At 68.8% G+C, this 17,682-nt stretch carries 18 protein-coding genes; 11 read left to right on the top strand and 7 right to left on the bottom strand.

Annotation, left to right across the window (positions count from 1 at the left end; all coding sequences use genetic code 11):
* The first annotated feature begins 48 nt into the window (after positions 1 to 48).
* Positions 49 to 288 carry a hypothetical protein gene (locus J0X25_RS39240; protein ID WP_226777435.1) on the top strand — a complete coding sequence of 80 codons (240 nt, stop codon included), beginning with the start codon at positions 49 to 51 and terminating at the stop codon, positions 286 to 288.
* Between the two features lie 39 nt (positions 289 to 327).
* On the opposite strand, the gene J0X25_RS39235 is transcribed toward J0X25_RS39240, so the two are convergent.
* Positions 328 to 1,398 (bottom strand): quinone-dependent dihydroorotate dehydrogenase, encoded by a 1,071-nt coding sequence (locus J0X25_RS39235; RefSeq protein WP_226777434.1) that lies wholly within the window; start codon positions 1,396 to 1,398, stop codon positions 328 to 330.
* 319 nt (positions 1,399 to 1,717) lie between these two features.
* On the opposite strand from J0X25_RS39235, the gene J0X25_RS39230 reads away from it, so the two are divergent.
* Positions 1,718 to 2,860, top strand: coding sequence for a mechanosensitive ion channel family protein (locus J0X25_RS39230; RefSeq protein ID WP_226777433.1), 1,143 nt, complete (start codon positions 1,718 to 1,720; stop codon positions 2,858 to 2,860).
* Positions 2,861 to 2,914: 54 nt separating this feature from the next.
* On the opposite strand, the gene J0X25_RS39225 is transcribed toward J0X25_RS39230, so the two are convergent.
* The 4 genes from J0X25_RS39225 to J0X25_RS39210 form a co-directional block, all read right to left on the bottom strand.
* Complete coding sequence (locus J0X25_RS39225) at positions 2,915 to 4,648, bottom strand: class I adenylate-forming enzyme family protein (protein ID WP_226777432.1); 1,734 nt, start codon at positions 4,646 to 4,648, stop codon at positions 2,915 to 2,917.
* Positions 4,649 to 4,732: 84 nt separating this feature from the next.
* The gene (locus J0X25_RS39220) at positions 4,733 to 5,104 is read right to left on the bottom strand and encodes a (2Fe-2S) ferredoxin domain-containing protein (protein WP_226777431.1); all 372 of its coding nucleotides are present in this window, start codon (positions 5,102 to 5,104) and stop codon (positions 4,733 to 4,735) included.
* On the bottom strand, positions 5,101 to 5,871 hold the full coding sequence (locus J0X25_RS39215) for a CbtA family protein (protein ID WP_226777430.1): 771 nt from the start codon (positions 5,869 to 5,871) through the stop codon (positions 5,101 to 5,103). Before J0X25_RS39215 ends, J0X25_RS39220 begins: the two co-directional genes overlap by 4 nt.
* Positions 5,871 to 6,059 (bottom strand): CbtB domain-containing protein, encoded by a 189-nt coding sequence (locus J0X25_RS39210; protein WP_226777429.1) that lies wholly within the window; start codon positions 6,057 to 6,059, stop codon positions 5,871 to 5,873. The genes J0X25_RS39215 and J0X25_RS39210 overlap by 1 nt, the downstream gene beginning before the upstream one ends.
* A 246-nt stretch (positions 6,060 to 6,305) precedes the next feature.
* Between J0X25_RS39210 and J0X25_RS39205 the strand changes: the two genes are divergently transcribed.
* The 9 genes from J0X25_RS39205 to J0X25_RS39165 are packed head-to-tail and all read left to right on the top strand — an operon-like array spanning position 6,306 to position 14,984.
* Positions 6,306 to 7,340, top strand: a complete 1,035-nt coding sequence (locus J0X25_RS39205; RefSeq protein WP_226777428.1) for a monovalent cation/H+ antiporter subunit E — start codon at positions 6,306 to 6,308, stop codon at positions 7,338 to 7,340.
* Positions 7,337 to 7,630 carry a cation:proton antiporter gene (locus J0X25_RS39200; RefSeq protein WP_226777427.1) on the top strand — a complete coding sequence of 98 codons (294 nt, stop codon included), beginning with the start codon at positions 7,337 to 7,339 and terminating at the stop codon, positions 7,628 to 7,630. The genes J0X25_RS39205 and J0X25_RS39200 overlap by 4 nt, the downstream gene beginning before the upstream one ends.
* On the top strand, positions 7,627 to 8,067 hold the full coding sequence (gene mnhG / locus J0X25_RS39195; protein ID WP_226777426.1) for a monovalent cation/H(+) antiporter subunit G: 441 nt from the start codon (positions 7,627 to 7,629) through the stop codon (positions 8,065 to 8,067). The genes J0X25_RS39200 and mnhG overlap by 4 nt, the downstream gene beginning before the upstream one ends.
* Positions 8,064 to 8,603 carry a DUF4040 domain-containing protein gene (locus tag J0X25_RS39190; RefSeq protein WP_226777425.1) on the top strand — a complete coding sequence of 180 codons (540 nt, stop codon included), beginning with the start codon at positions 8,064 to 8,066 and terminating at the stop codon, positions 8,601 to 8,603. The genes mnhG and J0X25_RS39190 overlap by 4 nt, the downstream gene beginning before the upstream one ends.
* On the top strand, positions 8,604 to 9,140 hold the full coding sequence (locus tag J0X25_RS39185) for an MnhB domain-containing protein (protein WP_226777424.1): 537 nt from the start codon (positions 8,604 to 8,606) through the stop codon (positions 9,138 to 9,140). It abuts the gene before it with no gap.
* Positions 9,133 to 9,492, top strand: coding sequence for a cation:proton antiporter subunit C (locus J0X25_RS39180; RefSeq protein WP_226777423.1), 360 nt, complete (start codon positions 9,133 to 9,135; stop codon positions 9,490 to 9,492). The genes J0X25_RS39185 and J0X25_RS39180 overlap by 8 nt, the downstream gene beginning before the upstream one ends.
* The gene (locus tag J0X25_RS39175; RefSeq protein ID WP_226777422.1) at positions 9,485 to 11,158 is read left to right on the top strand and encodes a proton-conducting transporter transmembrane domain-containing protein; all 1,674 of its coding nucleotides are present in this window, start codon (positions 9,485 to 9,487) and stop codon (positions 11,156 to 11,158) included. Before J0X25_RS39180 ends, J0X25_RS39175 begins: the two co-directional genes overlap by 8 nt.
* On the top strand, positions 11,158 to 13,131 hold the full coding sequence (locus J0X25_RS39170; RefSeq protein WP_226777421.1) for a proton-conducting transporter transmembrane domain-containing protein: 1,974 nt from the start codon (positions 11,158 to 11,160) through the stop codon (positions 13,129 to 13,131). The genes J0X25_RS39175 and J0X25_RS39170 overlap by 1 nt, the downstream gene beginning before the upstream one ends.
* Complete coding sequence (locus tag J0X25_RS39165) at positions 13,128 to 14,984, top strand: Na(+)/H(+) antiporter subunit D (protein ID WP_425600944.1); 1,857 nt, start codon at positions 13,128 to 13,130, stop codon at positions 14,982 to 14,984. Before J0X25_RS39170 ends, J0X25_RS39165 begins: the two co-directional genes overlap by 4 nt.
* 16 nt (positions 14,985 to 15,000) lie before the next feature.
* Here J0X25_RS39165 and J0X25_RS39160 read toward each other — a convergent pair whose 3' ends face one another.
* Positions 15,001 to 16,140, bottom strand: coding sequence for a tyrosine-type recombinase/integrase (locus J0X25_RS39160; RefSeq protein ID WP_226777420.1), 1,140 nt, complete (start codon positions 16,138 to 16,140; stop codon positions 15,001 to 15,003).
* Positions 16,141 to 16,390: 250 nt separating this feature from the next.
* Positions 16,391 to 17,464: a glycerophosphodiester phosphodiesterase gene (locus J0X25_RS39155; protein ID WP_226777419.1), complete on the bottom strand. Its 1,074-nt coding sequence runs from the start codon at positions 17,462 to 17,464 to the stop codon at positions 16,391 to 16,393.
* Positions 17,465 to 17,682: the final 218 nt, after the last annotated feature.

The following is a 17,682-nucleotide window of genomic DNA, read 5'->3' as shown; positions in this document are numbered from 1 at the left end:
GTTTATATTCCTCGTCCGTTCGATCGGATTCGATGACGGTCGCCATCCATGACGGAATCCGAATCCGATGCGGACGAGGATCGCGAGACGGACCGAGCGGACAAGACCGCGGAGCTTCGGTCGGTGTACCTCTCCGTGACCGACGGTGACACCGACCCCGTCGTCGAGTCTCAAGAGGAGGACTCGACGAGCCGGGAGATCCGGGCGGAACGCGCCGACGAGGCCGTCGGCCCCGCGGAACTGCACGGGCTCGACGACGCGATCGACGACGCCGAGCCCGCCGACTGAACGTCGGTCCCGGTCCCCGCTACTCGAGGGCGGCGCGTCCTACGCGAGGTCCGCCCCGACAGCGTCTTCGACCGACGCGAAGCCGTCGCGCTCGAGCAACGCGACCAGCCCCTCGTTGATTCGCTTTGCCGTCGACGGCCCCTCGTAGACGAACCCGGTGTAGAGTTGCACGAGCGAGGCGCCGGCGCGGATCTTCTCGTAGGCGCTTTCGGCCGAGTCGACGCCGCCGACGCCGACGATCGGGAGGTCGCAGTCGGTGTAGTCGGCGATCGTTCGGATCACGTCGGTCGATCGGTCTTCGATGGGCGTCCCGCTGAGGCCGCCCCACTCCTCGCGGTTCGGCGACTCGAGTCTCTCGCGGGTCGTCGACGTGTTCGTCGCCACGATGCCGTCGAGGTCGAACTCCCGGACGATATCGACCAGCTCGAGGACCGACTCCTCGGGTTCGTCGGGACCGATCTTCACGAGCAGGGGGACGTCCCCCTCGTTTTCGGCCTCGAGGGTCTCGAAGATCGCCCGGAGGTGGTCGGGCGAGGCCTCGTCGAACTCGTCGGGCGTGTTGGGGCAGGAGACGTTGACGACGACGTAGTCGGCGAACGGCGAGAGCCGATCGAAGACGCGGCGGTAGTCTTCGATCGCTTCTTCCTCGGTCGAGGAGTTCATCTTCCCGACGTTGACGCCCAGCGGGAACTCTGGCGTGCCGTCGGCCTCGAGTCGCGACTTCACGCGCTCCATTCCCTGCCCGTTGAAGCCCATCCGGTTGATCATCCCCTCGTCCTCCCGCAGGCGGAACAGCCGGGGGCGGTCGTTACCCGCTTGCGGGTAGGGCGTGACGGTGCCGATCTCGACGAAGCCGAAGCCCAGCGCCTCGAGGGCGTGGGTCACCTCGGCGTTCTTGTCGAAGCCGGCCGCGATCCCGACCGGGTTCGGGAACGTCGAGCCGAACAGGTCGACCTCGAGGGCGGGGTGGTCGTACCGGTAGGCGGCGGCGAGGGCCGCCCGCGTCGGCCGCGTCGACTGGGCCGCCCGGAGCGTTCGCTTGCCGAGATCGTGGGCCGTCTCGGCCGGCAACTTGAACGCGAGGGGCCGGACCCGCGAGTACAGCGTCATTTGCTGCTAGTCCGAACGGACGGTAAGTAAACGTCTCGAAGACGGGTGCAGGGACTGGCTCGAGTGCGAGGGCGGCCCGATCAGTACGCCTCGAGTAGCCCTATGATCGCGCCACCGCCGCCGATGAGGACGACGTCGCCGCTCGATTCAGCAGCTGACATCAGTCCCCTTACATCGCGACCCCGGATGAACGGCGGAGTCGGCCCCGATCGGCCGGCAGCTTCTTTGTCGAGACCGGGAGAGTCGAGTACGAACCGTGTTCCGGCGTACCGAAGCGCTGCGATCTTCCCTCGAGGCGATCGCGACTACGGAAGGGCGTATGGCGGTCAGCGTCGGCGTTCTGCTTCTCGCGTTCGCGTTCGGCTTCGTGCTCGCACCGACCGTCGTTCGCCGGAGCGCCGGGGTCGTCCGCCGAGCGCTTCGCGAGCGCGACGTCGAGGGCAAACTCAAGGCGGTCGACGAACTGGTCGACGTGCCGTTCCCGGCCCACGCGGTCATCCGAACGCTTCAACTGCTGGTCTTCGGAGGGACGGCGCTGATCCTGCTCGTCGTCTGGGGGTACGCGTGGCTCTCGTCGACGGCGGTTTCGGTGCTCGTCGCCGCGATCCCCACGTTCGTCCGTCTCCTCGTCACCGTGGGGCTCCTCCTCGGTGCCGTCGCCGGAACCAGATATCTCGAGCAGCGACTCGACTCGTGGCTCGCCGACGCCAACTACGTCACGGCTCATCAGGAGGGGGTAGTCTTCCGGATCCTGCAGCTCTGTCTCTTCATCGCCGCCGGGCTGGCCGCGCTCTCGCTGTGGAACGTCGATCTCGGCGGGCTGCTCGTGGGGGCGGGCTTTCTGGGTATCGTCATCGGTCTGGCGGCGCGCCAGACGCTGGGATCGCTGATCGCCGGCTTCGTGTTGATGTTCTCGCAGCCGTTCGAGATCGGCGACTGGGTCCACATCGACGGCCACGACGGAATCGTCGTCGACATCACGGTCATCAACACGCGGCTGCGGAGCTTCGACGGCGAGACCGTGGTGCTGCCCAACGACCGCGTCTCGAGTCACACGGTGATCAACCGCACGAAGCGCAACCGGCTGCGGCTCCGCCAGGAGGTCGGCGTCGACTACGAGACCGACCTCGAGCGAGCGGAGTCGATCGCGCTCGAGGCGATCGAGGCCGTCGAGCACGTGGCGCCGGCGCCGAAACCGGAGGTCGTCCCGACGGCGTTCGGCGACTCGGCGGTCACCCTCGAGTGTCGGTTCTGGATCAAGCCGCCGAACGTCCGCGCGAAGTGGCAGGCCAAGCGGGCGGTCATCCACGCGATCAAGACCGCGTACGACCGCGAGGGGATCGTGATCCCGTACCCGCAACGACAGCTCAGCCGGCGGTCGGCAGGCGGTCCGGCCCGCGGCCGCGACGAGAGCGACGGCGATCGGACCGACGAAGCGCTCGCCTTCTCCGAGGACGGGTGAGCATCGGCCCGGCGGCCCCGTCGCCGGTAGTTCGGCACGCCTGGTCGGGACGAGTCACTCGCGAAACCGGTCTCGCACCCGATCGCGCAACGCCGTCTTCTGGACCTTCTCGCCGTTCGGTCCCTCGGTCATCGGGAACGCGTCGACGAACTCGAACGCCGCGGGCACCTTGTAGTCGGCCACGCGATCCTCGAGGAACGCCTCGAGGTCCCCGACGGACGGTTCGACGGCGGCCGGTTCGCCGGCGTCGCCAGCCTCGTTCGGGACGACGAACGCGACCGGCACCTCGCCGTGACGCGGGTGCGGGGCGCCGACGACCTCGCAGGCCGCCACATCGGGGTGGTCCTCGACGGTCGCTCCGATCTCGCGGGGCGCGACGAGAAAGCCCCGCGTCCGCAGGGCGTCGTCGAGCCTCGAGCGGTAGTAGACGTAGCCGTCCCCGTCTTTCACGCAGAGGTCGCCGGTGTAGAACCATCTTTCGGAAGACGAGTCTTCCGACTCCCCGATCGCTTCGCTCTCGGGGACCTCTTCATCGAAGGCGTCCGCAGTCGCCTCGGGCTTGCCGAGGTAGCCGTCGGCCAGCAGGTATCCCCGCAGCGCGAGTTCGCCCTCCTCGCCGGTCGGCAGTTCCTCGCGGCTGTCGGGATCGACGATCTTCGCGTCGATTTCGGGGTGGATCGGCGGGCCGCCGACGCGTTTGCGCCGGGTCATCGGATCGTCGGGATCGCCGACGAAGATCTGGCTGTTGGCCTCCGAGAGGCCGTAGGGCTGGACCACCGGAAAACCGAACGTCTCCTCGACGCGCTCGAACAGGCCCTCGTCGAACCCCTTGCTGATGAAGCCGACGACGCCACGTTCGATAGTTTCTACGCGCGGGCGCGCGGAGGTGTCGCGCTCGAGCATCCGTTCGAACATCACGCCCAGCCCCGTCAGGTACGTCGCGTCGTGCTCGTCGACGAGTCGAATCGTCTCGGCGGGATCGAAGTGGGTCTGGGTCACGAGCGTCGCCCCCGTCGCGAGGTGGCTGAACAGCGTGTTATAGCCCCAGATGCCACAGAAGGGCAGCGTCGCGACGCCGACGTCCGCCTCGGTGACGCCGAGGTGGTCCGCGACGTGGGCCGAGTGGTTCAGCAGCGACCGACTCGACTGGAGACAGCCCTTCGGATCGCTCGTCGTCCCGCTCGTGTAGAAGATCGCCGCCGGCGCCGCGGGGTCGCTCGCGGGCTCGAGGCGGTCCCCGTCGCCATCGTCGCGACCTCGCAACCGCCGTCCCGTCTCGAGCACCGCGTCGTACCCTCGCAGCGCCGGCAGGTCGTCGCCGTCACCGGGCTCGAGGCTCACGACCGCCTCGAGCGACGGGATCGAGTCGGGATCGAAATCGGCCGCCGACTGCATCTCGACCTCGGGAACGGTCTCGGCGAGCATCCCGTGGTAGTCCCGGCCGAGCAGCGCCGCCTCGGTGACGAGGACGCTCGCGCCGGAATCGCGGAGCATGTACTCGAGTTCGTGGCGCCGGTAGCGGGTGTTGACGGCGACCGCCGCGGCGCCGAGGAACGACGTCGCGAGCTGGCAGGCGATCCACTCGGGGCGGTTGCCGAGCCAGACGGCGACGACGTCGCCCTCGGCGACGCCGAGATCGGCCAGTCCGCGGGCGAGCGCCCGGCTCTCGGCGAGCAGTTCCTCGTAGCGCCACGTTCGGTCCTCGAAGACGACGGCCGGCCGATCCGGCTGTGCCGCCGCTACCGTCGCGACTCCCTCGTAGATGGTCTCGTCGGGCCACGTGAGCATCGATCGTACGCTCTCAGTCGGAAGCCGTCGATAAAATCGTTGTGACGCGTGACCGTCTCTCACCCCCACGACGATGCCCGTCCCTCAATCGTCGGCAGGAGGGTCGCCCTCGACGGGCCGCCCGTCGTACGCGTCGCCGACCCGTTCGGCGTCGGGGCCGAACTCCGACTCGAGCAGTTCGGGGACGTCCGCGGGTCGCACGTCGGAGTACCACTCGTCGCGCGGCTGAATCGCGATCGCGGTGCCGTCCTCGCTGCAGAGGCCGAGACAGTTCGTCTCCGTCACCGAAATGGGCTGCCAGAAGGCGTTGCGCTCGCGCAGCCACGATTTGACCGCCTCGAGCGTTTCCCGTCCGCCGACGTCGGCACAGCAGGCGTAGTCGGAATCGCGCTCGTTCGTGCAGACGAACACCTGCGCGGCGAGGCGGTCGCGCTGTTCGTCGGTACGGCGCTTCATGAGTCGGCGACCAGTTCGTCCTCGAGGCGCGTGGCGTCGGTGCCCGCCTCGACGTAGCCGAGCAGCCAGCTGAAACTGCCCGCCACGAGCAGCCAGAGCGCGGCCTGACTCAGGACGGCCAGTCCCTGGTACGCCAGCACGAGGTCGGCGGGCAGGCCGGCGTGGCTGGTGATCGTCGGCGCCGCGGCCGGGACGACGATTACGAGCGCGACGATCGGTGCGGCTCCGACGGCGACGGCGACGAGTCGGTTCCGGGTCGCCGTCCTGTCGTACCCGAAGACGGACGCGGCGGCGACGAGCGCGCCGACGACCATCATCCCCGCGTAGATCGCGAGGCGGGGTTCGGGATCGAGGCTCTGCTCGGCGCCCGGCGCCGCCGGCGGGAGGACGAGCCACGGCGCGACCGAGACCGTGAGGTAGCCCGCACCGGCGAGGACGGCTGCCTGTATCGCTCGAGGGCCGGGCAGCGCCGGTTCGAGCAGGTAGAAGGCGACGGCGAACAGTCCTCCGAGGAGGATCCCCCAGAGGACGCCGCTCCCGACGCTGACGAGGGCGGTCGTCGTCTCGGTGACGGCGTGTGCGTGTTCGCCGGCCTCGTGGGCGTGTTCGTGCGCGTGTCCGGCTTCGTGGCCGTGTCCACCGCCGTCGTGGCCGACCCCCTCTACGTACGCGACCAGCGGGTTCGCGACCAGCGCCACGTAGAGCCCGTAGGCGATCCCGGCGATCGCACCGGCGAGGATCCCTCGCTCGAGGTAGGCTCGAAGCATCAGTGACAGGTGATACCGGCCGCGTGCCGGAAGTTGTGCATCGAATCGTGCGCGATCGGATCCTGCAGGAACAGCAGCGTGAAGCCGACGGCCGCGAGGAACAGGACGCCGGCCGCGAGCTGGGTCGGCGTCAGTTCGGTCCCCACTGTGGCGATGCGATCGTGAACGGTCTCGTTCGGTGCCGTCATGAAACTCTATTTGTGATAGACCAAATGCGGTTGTAAAAGTATCGATCCGCCGTCCGCGCCGGCGGTTGACTCGCGTTCCCGGCGCGGCGGAAAACGACTCGGATCGTCACGGATATCGCGGAACCGGTTGCCGATTCGGGCGCCGCTTCCGCCGGATAACGAAATCGTTTTCCTCCGGGTTCCGCTTGACTCGACTAACGACGAGTGTCATGAGTATCTACCGACGGTCACCCGGAGGGGTTCGCCGTGGCGGGTGAACGAGTGCTCGTACCGCTGTCGGACACGGTGACCGTCCGGCAGACGGTGAGCTACGCGGTCCGGTCGGGGCTCGAGCGCGCCGACTCCCTCGAGTGTCATCTGGTGATCGCACTCCCCTACGACGTCGACCTGCCCGAAGGGCAGCGGCTGAACGACGAGGCCGAGGATCTGCTCGCGCGGGCGGAAAACTGGGTCGAGGAGGACGCCAGCGGGGCCGACGTGACGGTCGAGACGGCCGTCCTCGGGACCGACGAGTACCTCTTCGGCCCTCGGGATTACGCCGAGATCTTTCGGACGTACGTCGACGACCACGGGATCGATCGCCTCGTGCTCGATCCGGAGTACAGCCCCGGCGTCACCGCGCCGATGCTCCAGCCCCTCGAGCGCGAACTCGAGTCGGTCGGCGTCGCCTACGACGAGGCGCCGGTCGAACGGGCGGCCAGACACGGCCGCCTGCGCTCCCGGACCGAGAGCTTCGACCGGCTGTTCGCGACGTTCTGCATCTCGTACGGCTTCTTCCTCCTGCTCGGGGATCCGACCTACTGGTTCGATCTCGTCACCGGGGCGGCCGTCGCCGGCATCGTCGCCGTCTCGCTCGCCCACGTCACGTTCTCGGTGCCGCTGGATCGCGTCCAGTCTCCGCTGCGAGCGATCAGATTCGTTTTCTACATCCCGTATCTCATCTGGGAGATCATCAAGGCGAACCTCGCCGTCTCGGCCGTGATCCTCCGGCCGTCGATGCCGATCGAGCCGTCGTTGACCAGAGTCAACACGCGGGTCCGCAGCGGTATTCCGCTGCTCGCGCTGGCCAACAGCATCACGCTCACGCCGGGGACGCTGACGGTCCGGGCCAACGACCAGCAGTTGCTCGTCCACACGCTGATTCCCGCCGCGCGCGAGGACCTCTTCGACGGCGGCTTGGAGCGCGCCATTCGGTTCGTCTTCTACGGCCGCGAGTCGGCCGCGATCCCCTCGCCGCGCGAGCGCGACGACGCCGAGATCGTCGGGGGTGACGAGCTGTGACGCCCGAGTCGCTCGGGTTCGGCCTCGAGGACGTCTTCCTCGCGACGGCGGCGCTGTTCGTCGTCCTCGCGATCGTGATGTTCTACCGCGCGGTCGTCGGGCCGACGACCCAGGACCGCCTGCTGGCGGTCAACGTCCTCGGGACGAACACGGTCGTCGTTCTGGCCCTGCTGGCGGCGGCGCTCGACGAGCCGTGGTTCCTCGACGTGGCGCTGATCTACGCCCTGCTGAACTTCCTGATGTCGATCGCCATCTCGAAGTTCACCGTCGATCGGGGTGGTGTGCTGTGATCGAACCGGTCGCGCTCCAGTCGACGCTCGAGACGGCCCGCTTCTGGGGGGTCGTCGTCCTCCTCGGACTCGGCGTGCTCTTCACGTTGGTCTCCGCCGTGGGGATCGTCCGCCTGCCGGACATCTACGCGCGGGCTCACACGGCCTCCCAGACCGACACGCTCGGGGCCGGGTTCGCCCTCGCGGGCGTCGCGCTCGCGCTGGGCTGGCAGCACGCGACGGTCTACACCGTCCTCTTGCTGTTCTTCGTGTTCGTCACGAACCCGACCGCGGCCCACGCGATCGCCCGCTCGGCCGCCGAGACGGGCGTCGAGCCGATCCTCGGGGAGGAACCCGGCGACGAAACGGCCGCCGCGGACACGGTGGCCGACGGGGACGCGGACACGATGCCCGACGGAGACGCGGACGCGGCGGCCGACGGGGGTGAGCGCCGATGAGCGCCTTCGCCTACGTGCTGGCCGTCTTCATTCTCGCGACGGCGGTGACGACGGCGCTGTTCCGGGACGTGCTGTCGGCGATCATCGTTTTCGGGGCCTACAGCCTCGGGATGGCCATCCTCTACACGTTCCTGCTGGCGCCCGACGTGGCCATGACCGAGGCCGCCATCGGCGCCGGCGTGACGACGATCCTGCTGTTGCTCACGATCGCGCGGACGAGTCGGCCGACGACCGACCGTCTGGTCGAGCAAATCGACGTCCCGGCGGTCGCCGTCGTGGGCGCGTTCGTGATCGTTCTCGCGACGCTCGTGTTGCCGGAGATGTACGCCGTCGGCGACCCGACGGCGCCCGTCTGGTCGAACGAGGCGGTCACCCAGCACTACATCGAGGAGGCGTACGAACAGACCGGCGTCCACAACGCCGTCACCGCCGTCCTCGCCGCCTACCGCGGCTTCGACACCTTCGGCGAGGCGGTCGTCGTCTTCGCCGCCGGCGTCTCCACGCTGCTCGTCCTGAAACGCGAGGTGTTCGCCTGAATGTCCGACTCCTTCGACGACACCTACACCGAGAGTCAGGTCATCATGACGACCGTGAAGGTCATCGCCCCGTTCACGCTCACCTACGGCATGTTCATGGTGCTCCACGGAGCCGATACCCCCGGCGGGAGCTTCCAGGGCGGCGCCATCGTCGGCGTCACCGTCCTCATGCTCGCCTTCGCGTTCGGGATCGATCCGACCCGCGAGTGGCTCCGCAACTCGTTCCTCGTCGGTCTCGTCACCGGCGGGGTCGCCATCTTCGCGAGCATCGGGCTGGCGACGATGCTGATGGGCGGCAACTTCCTCGAGTACGACCGGTTCTACGACGTGCTCGGGATCAAGGGCAAGTGGGGGATGGAGGCCATCGAGATCGGCGGCATCGCGCTGATCGTCTCGGGGGTCGTCATCACCCTCTTCTTCGCGATGGCCGCCGGCTTCACGCCCGAGCGCCGGAGCGGCGGCGAGTCGCTCGAGGCGACGCGGACGCGAGCGGGCGCGCTCGACGGTACCGACGCGGAGGTGAGCGACGATGATTGAACTCCTCGCGAACCGCTACGCCTACCTGCTGCTGTTCGTGCTGCTGGGGATCGGGATCTACATGATCATCGCCAACGAGAACCTCGTGAAGAAGCTGATCGGCGTCAACCTCTTTCAGACCGCGATCTTCCTGTTCTTCATCGCGATGGCCTACGTCGAGGGCGGGGCCGCGCCGATCGTCCCCAACGAGGGGAGCGAGGTCGCGAGTCCGCTGCCCCAGGTCATCGTGCTGACCGCCATCGTCGTCGGGATCGCCATGACGGCGGTCGGCCTCTCGCTGATCATTCGCATCTACTCGGAGTACGGGACGCTCCGCGAGGACACCCTGCGGGAGGTGCGTGCCGATGAGTAGCGTCGACCTGCTCCTCCCCCTGTTGATCGTCGCGCCCATCCTCGCCTCGGTGCTCCCGGTCGCGCTCGGCCTGCGCTACGAGCGCGCGGGCTGGCCCGTCGCCGCGATCACGACCACCGGCATCTTCGCCGGGGCCGTCTCCCTCGCGAGCGCCGTCTTCACCGAGGGCGGACCGGTAATTCACCGGCTCGGGAACTACCCCCGCGAGTACGGGATCGAACTCGTCGCCGACGGGTTCTCGGTGCCGATCGTCGTCCTCGTGACCGCCGTCGCCGCGGGCGTCCTCGCGTACACGCGCCTCGCGGGCCCGCGCGGGAACACGTTCTACAGCGCCTACCTGCTGCTGACCGGCGGCCTGATCGGCATCTCGCTGACCGGCGACGTCTTCAACCTGTTCGTCTTCCTCGAGATCTCGAGTCTCGCCACCTACGCGCTGGTCTCGAGCGGCGACGGCCCCGAGTCGGCGGTCGCCGGCCTGAAGTACCTCATTCTTGGGACCGTCGCCGCCTCGATGTACCTGATCGGCGTCGGCTTCCTCTTCATGGCGACGGGGACGCTCAACATGATCGAACTCGCCGCGGCGATTCCGGAGGCCGAGGCCCAGCCCCTGATCCGGGCTGCGTTCGCCTTCGTCTTCGTCGGCTTCGCGCTCAAGGTTGCCCAGTGGCCCCTCCACACCTGGCAGCCCGACGCCTACCAGCAGGCGCCCGACGGCGCCACGCCGCTGATCGCGGCGCTGGTCTCGTCCGCCTCGGCCTACGCGTTCGGCCGGATCCTGGTCACCGTCTTCGGCGTCGACTACCTCGTCTCGATGCCCTACGCCTCGGAAATCGTCGTCGCCGTCGGCTGCGTGAGCGTGCTCGCCGGAACCACGCTCGCGGTCGTCCAGCGCGACGTCAAGCGGATGCTCGCGTACTCGTCGGTCTCCCAGTTCGGGCTGATCGTCGCCGCCTACGGCGTCGTCATTCACGACGCCACGGAGACGGCGCTGGTCGGCGCCGCCGTCCACCTCGTCGGCCACGGCCTGCTCAAGGCCGGACTCTTCCTCGCGGTCGGCGCCATCGCCGTCGGCTACGGGGCTCGCACGGTCGACGAGTACGCCGGCCTCGCGAAGCGCCGCCCTGTCCTCGCCGCGTCGATGGCCGTCCTGCTCCTCGTGCTGGTCGGCGTCCCGCCGGGCGTCGGCTTCGTCGGCAAGTGGTACATCGCCCTCGGCGCCGTCGAAGCGCAACTGTGGCCCGTCGCAGCAGTGATCTTCCTCAGTACGATGCTCACCCTCGCCTACACCGCCCGCCTGCTCGAGAAGATGTACTTCACGCCCGCCCCGGAACTCGAGACGGGTCACGGACACGGGCCGGGAGCGGTCGCGACCGACGGCGGTGACGGTAACGGTGACGCAGACGCAGACGGGGACGATTCCGTCGACGCGGCGGCCGACGACGAACCCGACGACGGCGCGATCGAGACCCCGCTCGCAGCCGGCGTCTCGTACGACCCCTCCGGCGGTCCCGGTCGCGACGGCACCGGGGGGCGGTCGTCCGATCCGGTCTCGTTCGGCATGGTCGCGACGGTCGTTCTCGCGGCCGTGATCGCCGTCGCGCTCGGCTTCGCGGGCGGCGCGTTCGCCGACGTTCTCGAGCCGTTCCTCACGGAGGTGTTCAACTGATGGTTGCAGACGTACGACCGCTCGCCGCCGTGTTGGTCTCGGCGGTCGCGATCGTCCTGATTATCGCGTCGCATCGCCGGCCGAACGTCCGCGAGGGATGGTCCGTGCTGGCCGCCCTCGGGAAGTTCGGCATCGTCGCCAGCATGCTCCCCGCGGTGCTGTCGGGCACCGTCTACACGTGGAGCTTAGAGGAAGCCCTCGGCGTTCAGTTCCTCCCGGGCGTCGACTTCGCCCTGCGGGCCGATCCGCTGGGGATCTTCTTCGCGCTGCTGGCGAGTTTCCTCTGGATCTTCACGTCCTTCTACGCGGCCGGCTACATGCGCGGCCTCGACGAGCACGCCCAGACGCGATTCTTCGCCTCGTTCGCGGCGAGCCTCTCGGCCGCCGTGGGAATCGCCTTCGCCGCGAACCTGGTGACGATCTTCATCTTCTACGAGTTGCTGTCGCTGGTCACCTACCCGCTGGTCGCGCACAACGAGGACAGCGAGGCGCGTATCGCGGGCCGGAAGTACCTCACCTACACGTTCTTCGGCGGCGGGGTCTTCCTGCTCGCGGGCACCGTCATGGTCTACTGGCTCACCGCGTCCGTCGAGGGCGGCGCGACGGTGGCCTTCGAGACGGGCGGGATGGAGGCGCTCGCGACGGCCGCGCAGGCCGAACCCGGCTTCGCGCAGGCGGCCTTCTTCCTGCTGATCGCCGGCTTCGGCGTCAAGGCCGCGCTGATGCCCCTGCACTCGTGGCTCGCGGACGCGATGGTCGCGCCGACGCCCGTCTCCGGACTGCTCCACGCCGTCGCGGTCGTCAAGTCCGGCGCGTTCGGCGTCGCGCGGGTCATCCTCGACGTCTACGGCCCCGGCCTGATCCGCGACCTCCCTCTCGAGGTGCCCGGAATCGGCGAGGTCGGCCTCAACATTCCCGTCGCCATCGTCGCGGCGTTCACGCTGACCGCGGCGAGCATCATCGCGATGCGCAAGGACCACCTCAAGCGCCGCCTCGCGTACTCGACGACGGCACAGCTGTCGTACATCGTGCTCGGGCTCTCGATGCTCCACCCCTACGCGATGCTCGGCGCGCTCTTTCACATCCCCGCCCACGCGTTCGCGAAGCTCACCCTGTTCTTCTGCGCGGGGGCGATCCACGTCGAGACCCACACCGACTACATCAGCGACATGGCCGGCATCGGGAAGCGGATGCCGCTGACGCTGTCCGCGTTCACGATCGGCGCGGCCGGGATGGCCGGGCTGCCGCCGATCGCCGGCTTCGTCAGCAAGTTCTACATGCTGATCGGCTCCGGCTACATGGGCGGCGAGTACTGGATCTTCGCCGGGGCGCTGCTCCTTTCGGGCGTGCTCAACATCGCCTACTTCTGGCCGGTCGTCTACACCGCCTTCTTCGAGAGCGAGAACCGTCACGGCGCGAAACCGGTCCTCGAGTTCCCCCGCGGCGGGATCTTCGAGTCCTACGGCACGACCGCCCAGAGCCAGCGGGAACGCGCGGCCACGGACGGCGGCTCCTCTTCGGCCGATCGCTCTGGATCGGAATCCGAGTCGGAATCGGACCCCGCGGAATCGAACTCGGCTCCGGCGGAGACGAGTGACGTGGACGCGGACGGCGGCGACGAAGCCAACGAGGACTACGAGTACGCCGTCGACCAGTACCCGAGCGACGCCGATGTCCCGCAGGACGACCACGTCAGCGCCGTCGACCACCACGGCGACCACGACGACCACCTCACCGGCGGGCCGCCGGCCGACGGCTGGGAGCGTCACTCGCCGTTCGGCGAGAGCACGTGGCTCATGCTGGCGCCGATCGCCGTCATCGCGACCGGCGCCGTCGTCCTCGGCGTCGGCCCCGACTACGCCGTCTTCCTCGAGCTCGCGACCCGCATCGTCGAGGGCGTCTTCGGCGTCGAGTCGTTCGAGCAACTGCGGGGACTCTCCCTCGAGGAGGCCCTGGAGGTGGTCGGCGAATGATCTCGTCCGACCTCTTGACGGGGGCCTACCCGCCGCTTCTGGTCTTCGCGGCGGGGCTGCTCGTGCTCGTGCTCCCGCGGATCGTCGGCTTCACTGTCGGCGCGCTGAGCCTAGCGGCCGTGCTGGCGCTCTCGCTGGTCGCGCCGGAGGGGCAGTACCTCGCCGGCACCTTCCTCGGGTTCGAGGTCGTCCCCTTCTACGTCGACGGCTTCTCGCAGATGATCGGCGTCGGCCTCGGCTTCCTCGGGATCTGTTCCGTGATTTACGCCTACTCGAGCGGGGCGAGCCGCGAACTGGTCGCCATCGCGCTGACCTACGTCGCCTCCTCGCTGGGGGCGGCCTTCGCGGGCGACTGGCTCGTCCTCGTCTTCATGTGGGAGCTGATGGCGATCACGAGCACCCTGGTCGTCTGGCACTACGGCGGCGACGCCGTCCGGGCCGGCTTCCGCTACGCGCTCTTCCACGGCACCGGCGGCGTGATCGTGCTGCTGGCCGTCGCCGCCCACTACGTCGAGGCCGGGACGTTCGTCTACGACGGGAGCGGGATCGCCGCCGGACTCCCCGCGATGCTCGCGGTGCTGGGGATGGGTGTCAACGTCGGTTTCGTCGGACTCCACACGTGGCTGCCCGACACCTACCCCCGCCCGCACTTCGCGGCGTCGGTGTTCCTCTCGGTCTACACGACGAAGACGAGCGCGTTCGTCCTCTACCGGGCGTTCCCCATCGACGCGCAGAGCGACCTCGCGATCTACATCGCCTACATGGGCGGCGTGATGGCCGTCTACGGCGCGACGTTCGCCCTGTTGCAACACGACATGCGGGCGCTGCTCTCCTACCACATCCAGGCCCAGCTGGGGTACATCGTCGCCGGAATCGGAATCGGCGCGAGCGCGGCGACCTCCGAGATCGCGACCGCCGGCGCGATGGGGCACCTGTTCAACAACATCCTGTTCAAGAGCCTGCTGTTCATGGCCGTCGGCGTCGTCATCTTCCGGACGGGCGAGGAGGACCTCTACAAGCTGGGCGGGCTCTGGCGCGAGATGCCCCTGACGGCGATCGGATTCGCGCTCGGCGCGCTCTCGATCACCGCGATCCCGCCCTTCAACGGCTACATCAGCAAGGGGATGGTCTTCGACGCGGCTAACCCCCACTACTACGGCCAGCCGGAGTACCAGGCGCTGTACTACCTGCTCTGGCTCGGTGCGATCGGCACCCTGCTCTCCTTTATCAAACTCGGCTACTACGTCTTCCTCCACGGCGAGAGCGACATTTCGGTCCCTGACGCCAGACCCGGTCAGACGGTCGCGATGCTCGGACTGGGCGGAGCCTGTCTCCTCTTCGGGGTCTGGTGGCAGGGGCTGGCCGACCTCGCGCCGACGGTCGCCAACAACGGCGGCCACTTCGAGTTCGCCTACCCCGGCGGCGGGGAGAGCGAACTCCACCCCTACAGCCGGAGCCACCTCGAGACGGCGGGGATCCTGACGGCGGTCGGCGTCGTCACCTTCGCCGTCGTCCGCAAACCGCTCTCGAAGCTCGATCTGGGCGATCCGGCGCGGGTCGTCTTCCCGGCGGGCTACTACCTGGGTCGGTGGTCGATGCTCGCGACGACCGAACTCTACCGGCTCGTCGACGCGGCCGCGGTCGGTCTGGTCACGCGCTGCTACTGGATCGGCAACAATCCCGTGCTGGCCGTCGACGCGGCCGCTCGCCGGCTTCCCATGGTCGACGTCGAGGACCGACGCCCCGCGGACGGCGGTCGCCCGTCGACGATCCACCTCCGGACGGGCATCGGCACCACCGTCCTGTTGCTCACGATCGTGCTCACGGTGATCCTCTGGTTACTCCTCGGCTGACGCCGGGGCCCGCTCGTCAGTCGTCCTCCGACCGCTCGTCGGGGCCGCTCGAGTCGACGTCGATCACGACCGGCCGGTCTTCCGGCACGGCGATGGCCTGCTCGAGCACGGACGCGCGCAGCGCGGGCTTGGCGTCCGTCGCCTCGCGGCGGTAGCCGTCTCTCTCGTCGCCGTCGCCGCGGACGCCTCTGGGCGTCAGGTAGTCGCCGTCGACGTCGACGTCGGCCTCCCTGCAGAGCCGTTTGAGCACCGAACGAGCGCCTTCGGTCGTGATCGCCGGCGGGGCGATCGCCCGCTCGCGGGCGAGTTCGCTCGCCGTGTGGTCCTCGAGGAGCGACTCGATTCGGGCCTCGTCGTGGCCGCGTTCGGCCAGCACCTCCCTGACCCGGCGAGCGATCGAGGGGGCGTGGCGGGTCGGGAACAGCGGCCAGTCGTTCGAGGGGGGATCGAGGGCGACCCGGTAGCGGCGCAGCGGCGTCCGGGCCGGCGCCGGCAGCGGCACGTCCTCCAGGCGCTGGGACTTCCCCAGCACCCGGATCGTCCCCGTGTAGAAGTCGACGTCCTCCCACGTCGCGCCCGTCCGGCGCTCGTCGTCGGGCACGCTGAACAGTTCGGCCCCCCGGACGCCGGAGTGGGCCAGCAGCGCGACCATCGCGTACTCGCGCAACCGGTTGCGTCGCTCGTCGCGGCTAGCCGTCCCCGTCGCGGCGTCGACGGCGTTCTCGCGGACGTACGTCTCGAGACGGCACCGCTGGTCGGCCGTCCAGTACTCGCTGTCCGGACGGTCCTCCGCGCTCGGAAGCGCGCCCTCGGCCTCGTCGGTCGCGGCCGGGTTCGACTCCAGGATGCCGCCGTGGACGCACCACGAGAGAAAGGCCCGTACGACCGCGTAGTAGGTCCCCGCGGTCGAGGCGGTGTACTCGCCGCGGTCGGCCCGGGCGCGCAACTCGTCGGCGTAGGCTCGCATGTGGGCGACCTCGAGTGCGAACAGCGATCGGATGCCGTGTTCGGCCTCGAGCCAGTCGGCCCACCGTCGCAGGATCGATTCGGCGTTCGAGGCGTACGTGCCCGCGCCCGGCCCGTCGGGGTCGCCGACGGCTTTCCGGTGGAGGTAGGCGTCGACCGCGTCGACGACGGCGACGTCGGCGTCGCTCACGGCTCGATCACCCGGCCGTGGCCGTCGACCCCGGAACCGGCGTCACGAGCGGGCCCGGCGGGCCGGCTATCGTCACCTGCTGGTCGGTCGCGGCTGCCGAGACGAGAACGCGCAGTGGAATCGACGCCGCGGATCATCTACTCGTCCAATACTGCTCTCCCATCCTAAATCTGTGTTTCGGTCCCACAGTTGCGAAAAAATCGCTCCGATTCGCTCGGTCGGCTCGAGGGATCGGGTCGACGCGGCGCGGTCAGCGCATCGCGCCGAACCGGAGCACGTCGGCGTGATCGCTGATGAGTCCGTCCACGCCGGCGGCCGCGAGCCGTTCGGCCTGGTACCACGTCTCGAGGGTGAAGACGTTCACGTCCCGGCCTTCCTCGTGGGCGACCGCGAGGAGATCGAGCTCCTCCCAGCCGGCGTCCGCCTCGTAGTGCTGGTCGGCGTAGAACGGCGTCCCGCGGATCATGTGGTAGGGCGGGTGGACCGCCTCGGCTTCGTAGCGGCGGGCGATTTCGACGCCGTCCGCCACGGCGTTCCACAGCAACGGTGCGATCGGATACTCGGCGGCTTCGCGGGTCGTCGCCAGCGCCGCCTCGTAGAACGACGAGAAGAGGAACTCGTGGCCGAAGTCGTCGACGACGTCGAGCACCGCCGTGACGAACGGTCGCCAGAGCTCTTTCTGTCCCTCGAGCTCATCGCTGGGCAGCGATTCGGCGAACCGGACGTCGAACGAACCCGGGTTCTTCAGTTCGACGTTGACGCCGACGCTCGGGGGAATCGCCTCGAGCGTCTCCCGCAATCGGGGAACGGTCTCGCCGCTCTCGAGGACCTCGGCGCTCGTGACGGTCGCGGTGTCCGTCTCCCAGACGACGCCCTCGGTGTCGGTGAGTCCGCGCTCGCCGTCGTCGCGCTCGGCAAGTCGGTCGTCGTGGAAGACGACGACGTCGCCCTCGGCCGTGGGGACGACGTCGATTTCGATCATGTCGGCGCCCCGTGACGGCGCATACGACGACCGGCCGCCGCGGGCCGACGCTTCGACGGCGCCGACGGTGTTTTCGGGGTACAGTCCGGCGAACCCCCGGTGCGCGATCAGTTCCGGATCGCCGTTACGATCGGCCGATCCGCGTTCGGCCGACTGAGCGGGATCTCGTTCGGACTCGTCGCCCGAACCGCCGCCTGTTCCGCGACCGGTATCGGCGCTCGCAGCGCCGACCACACCGGTCGCCACCGTGCCCGCCGTGCCGATGAACGCCCGTCGGCGGAGCGCGGAGCCTGACGTGTCTGGGTGGCCGGTACGTCTCGTCTCGTCGTTCGTCTCGGACATCTGTACGTCGGCGAACTGGACGGTCAGGGAAAGCTCGTTATAATTTCACTTTGTATTCGACTGCGGAGATATCCGTGCGAATAGCTCTCAGTGGACGCCTGGGAACGATGTCGTATGGGCCCGTCGTTCGGTGAAGTGGTCGCTCGTACAACCAACGTCGGCGCGACGACCGATCGGTTACCTGTACTCCCGAATCGAGTGTTGAGATATTGTCAAAA

It is taken from the genome of Haloterrigena alkaliphila (assembly GCF_017352155.2).
Taxonomy (GTDB): Archaea; Halobacteriota; Halobacteria; order Halobacteriales; family Natrialbaceae; genus Haloterrigena; species Haloterrigena alkaliphila.
This window is presented reverse-complemented; position numbering and strand designations above follow the sequence as displayed.

Coding starts and splice junctions, on each gene's coding strand:
- J0X25_RS39240 (WP_226777435.1), top strand. CDS start 49: ATGACGGAATCCGAATCCGATGCGGACGAGGATCGCGAGACGGACCGA.
- J0X25_RS39235 (WP_226777434.1), bottom strand. CDS start 1,398: ATGACGCTGTACTCGCGGGTCCGGCCCCTCGCGTTCAAGTTGCCGGCC.
- J0X25_RS39230 (WP_226777433.1), top strand. CDS start 1,718: ATGGCGGTCAGCGTCGGCGTTCTGCTTCTCGCGTTCGCGTTCGGCTTC.
- J0X25_RS39225 (WP_226777432.1), bottom strand. CDS start 4,648: ATGCTCACGTGGCCCGACGAGACCATCTACGAGGGAGTCGCGACGGTA.
- J0X25_RS39220 (WP_226777431.1), bottom strand. CDS start 5,104: ATGAAGCGCCGTACCGACGAACAGCGCGACCGCCTCGCCGCGCAGGTG.
- J0X25_RS39215 (WP_226777430.1), bottom strand. CDS start 5,871: ATGCTTCGAGCCTACCTCGAGCGAGGGATCCTCGCCGGTGCGATCGCC.
- J0X25_RS39210 (WP_226777429.1), bottom strand. CDS start 6,059: ATGACGGCACCGAACGAGACCGTTCACGATCGCATCGCCACAGTGGGG.
- J0X25_RS39190 (WP_226777425.1), top strand. CDS start 8,064: ATGAGCGCCTTCGCCTACGTGCTGGCCGTCTTCATTCTCGCGACGGCG.
- J0X25_RS39185 (WP_226777424.1), top strand. CDS start 8,604: ATGTCCGACTCCTTCGACGACACCTACACCGAGAGTCAGGTCATCATG.
- J0X25_RS39180 (WP_226777423.1), top strand. CDS start 9,133: ATGATTGAACTCCTCGCGAACCGCTACGCCTACCTGCTGCTGTTCGTG.
- J0X25_RS39175 (WP_226777422.1), top strand. CDS start 9,485: ATGAGTAGCGTCGACCTGCTCCTCCCCCTGTTGATCGTCGCGCCCATC.
- J0X25_RS39170 (WP_226777421.1), top strand. CDS start 11,158: ATGGTTGCAGACGTACGACCGCTCGCCGCCGTGTTGGTCTCGGCGGTC.
- J0X25_RS39165 (WP_425600944.1), top strand. CDS start 13,128: ATGATCTCGTCCGACCTCTTGACGGGGGCCTACCCGCCGCTTCTGGTC.
- J0X25_RS39155 (WP_226777419.1), bottom strand. CDS start 17,464: ATGTCCGAGACGAACGACGAGACGAGACGTACCGGCCACCCAGACACG.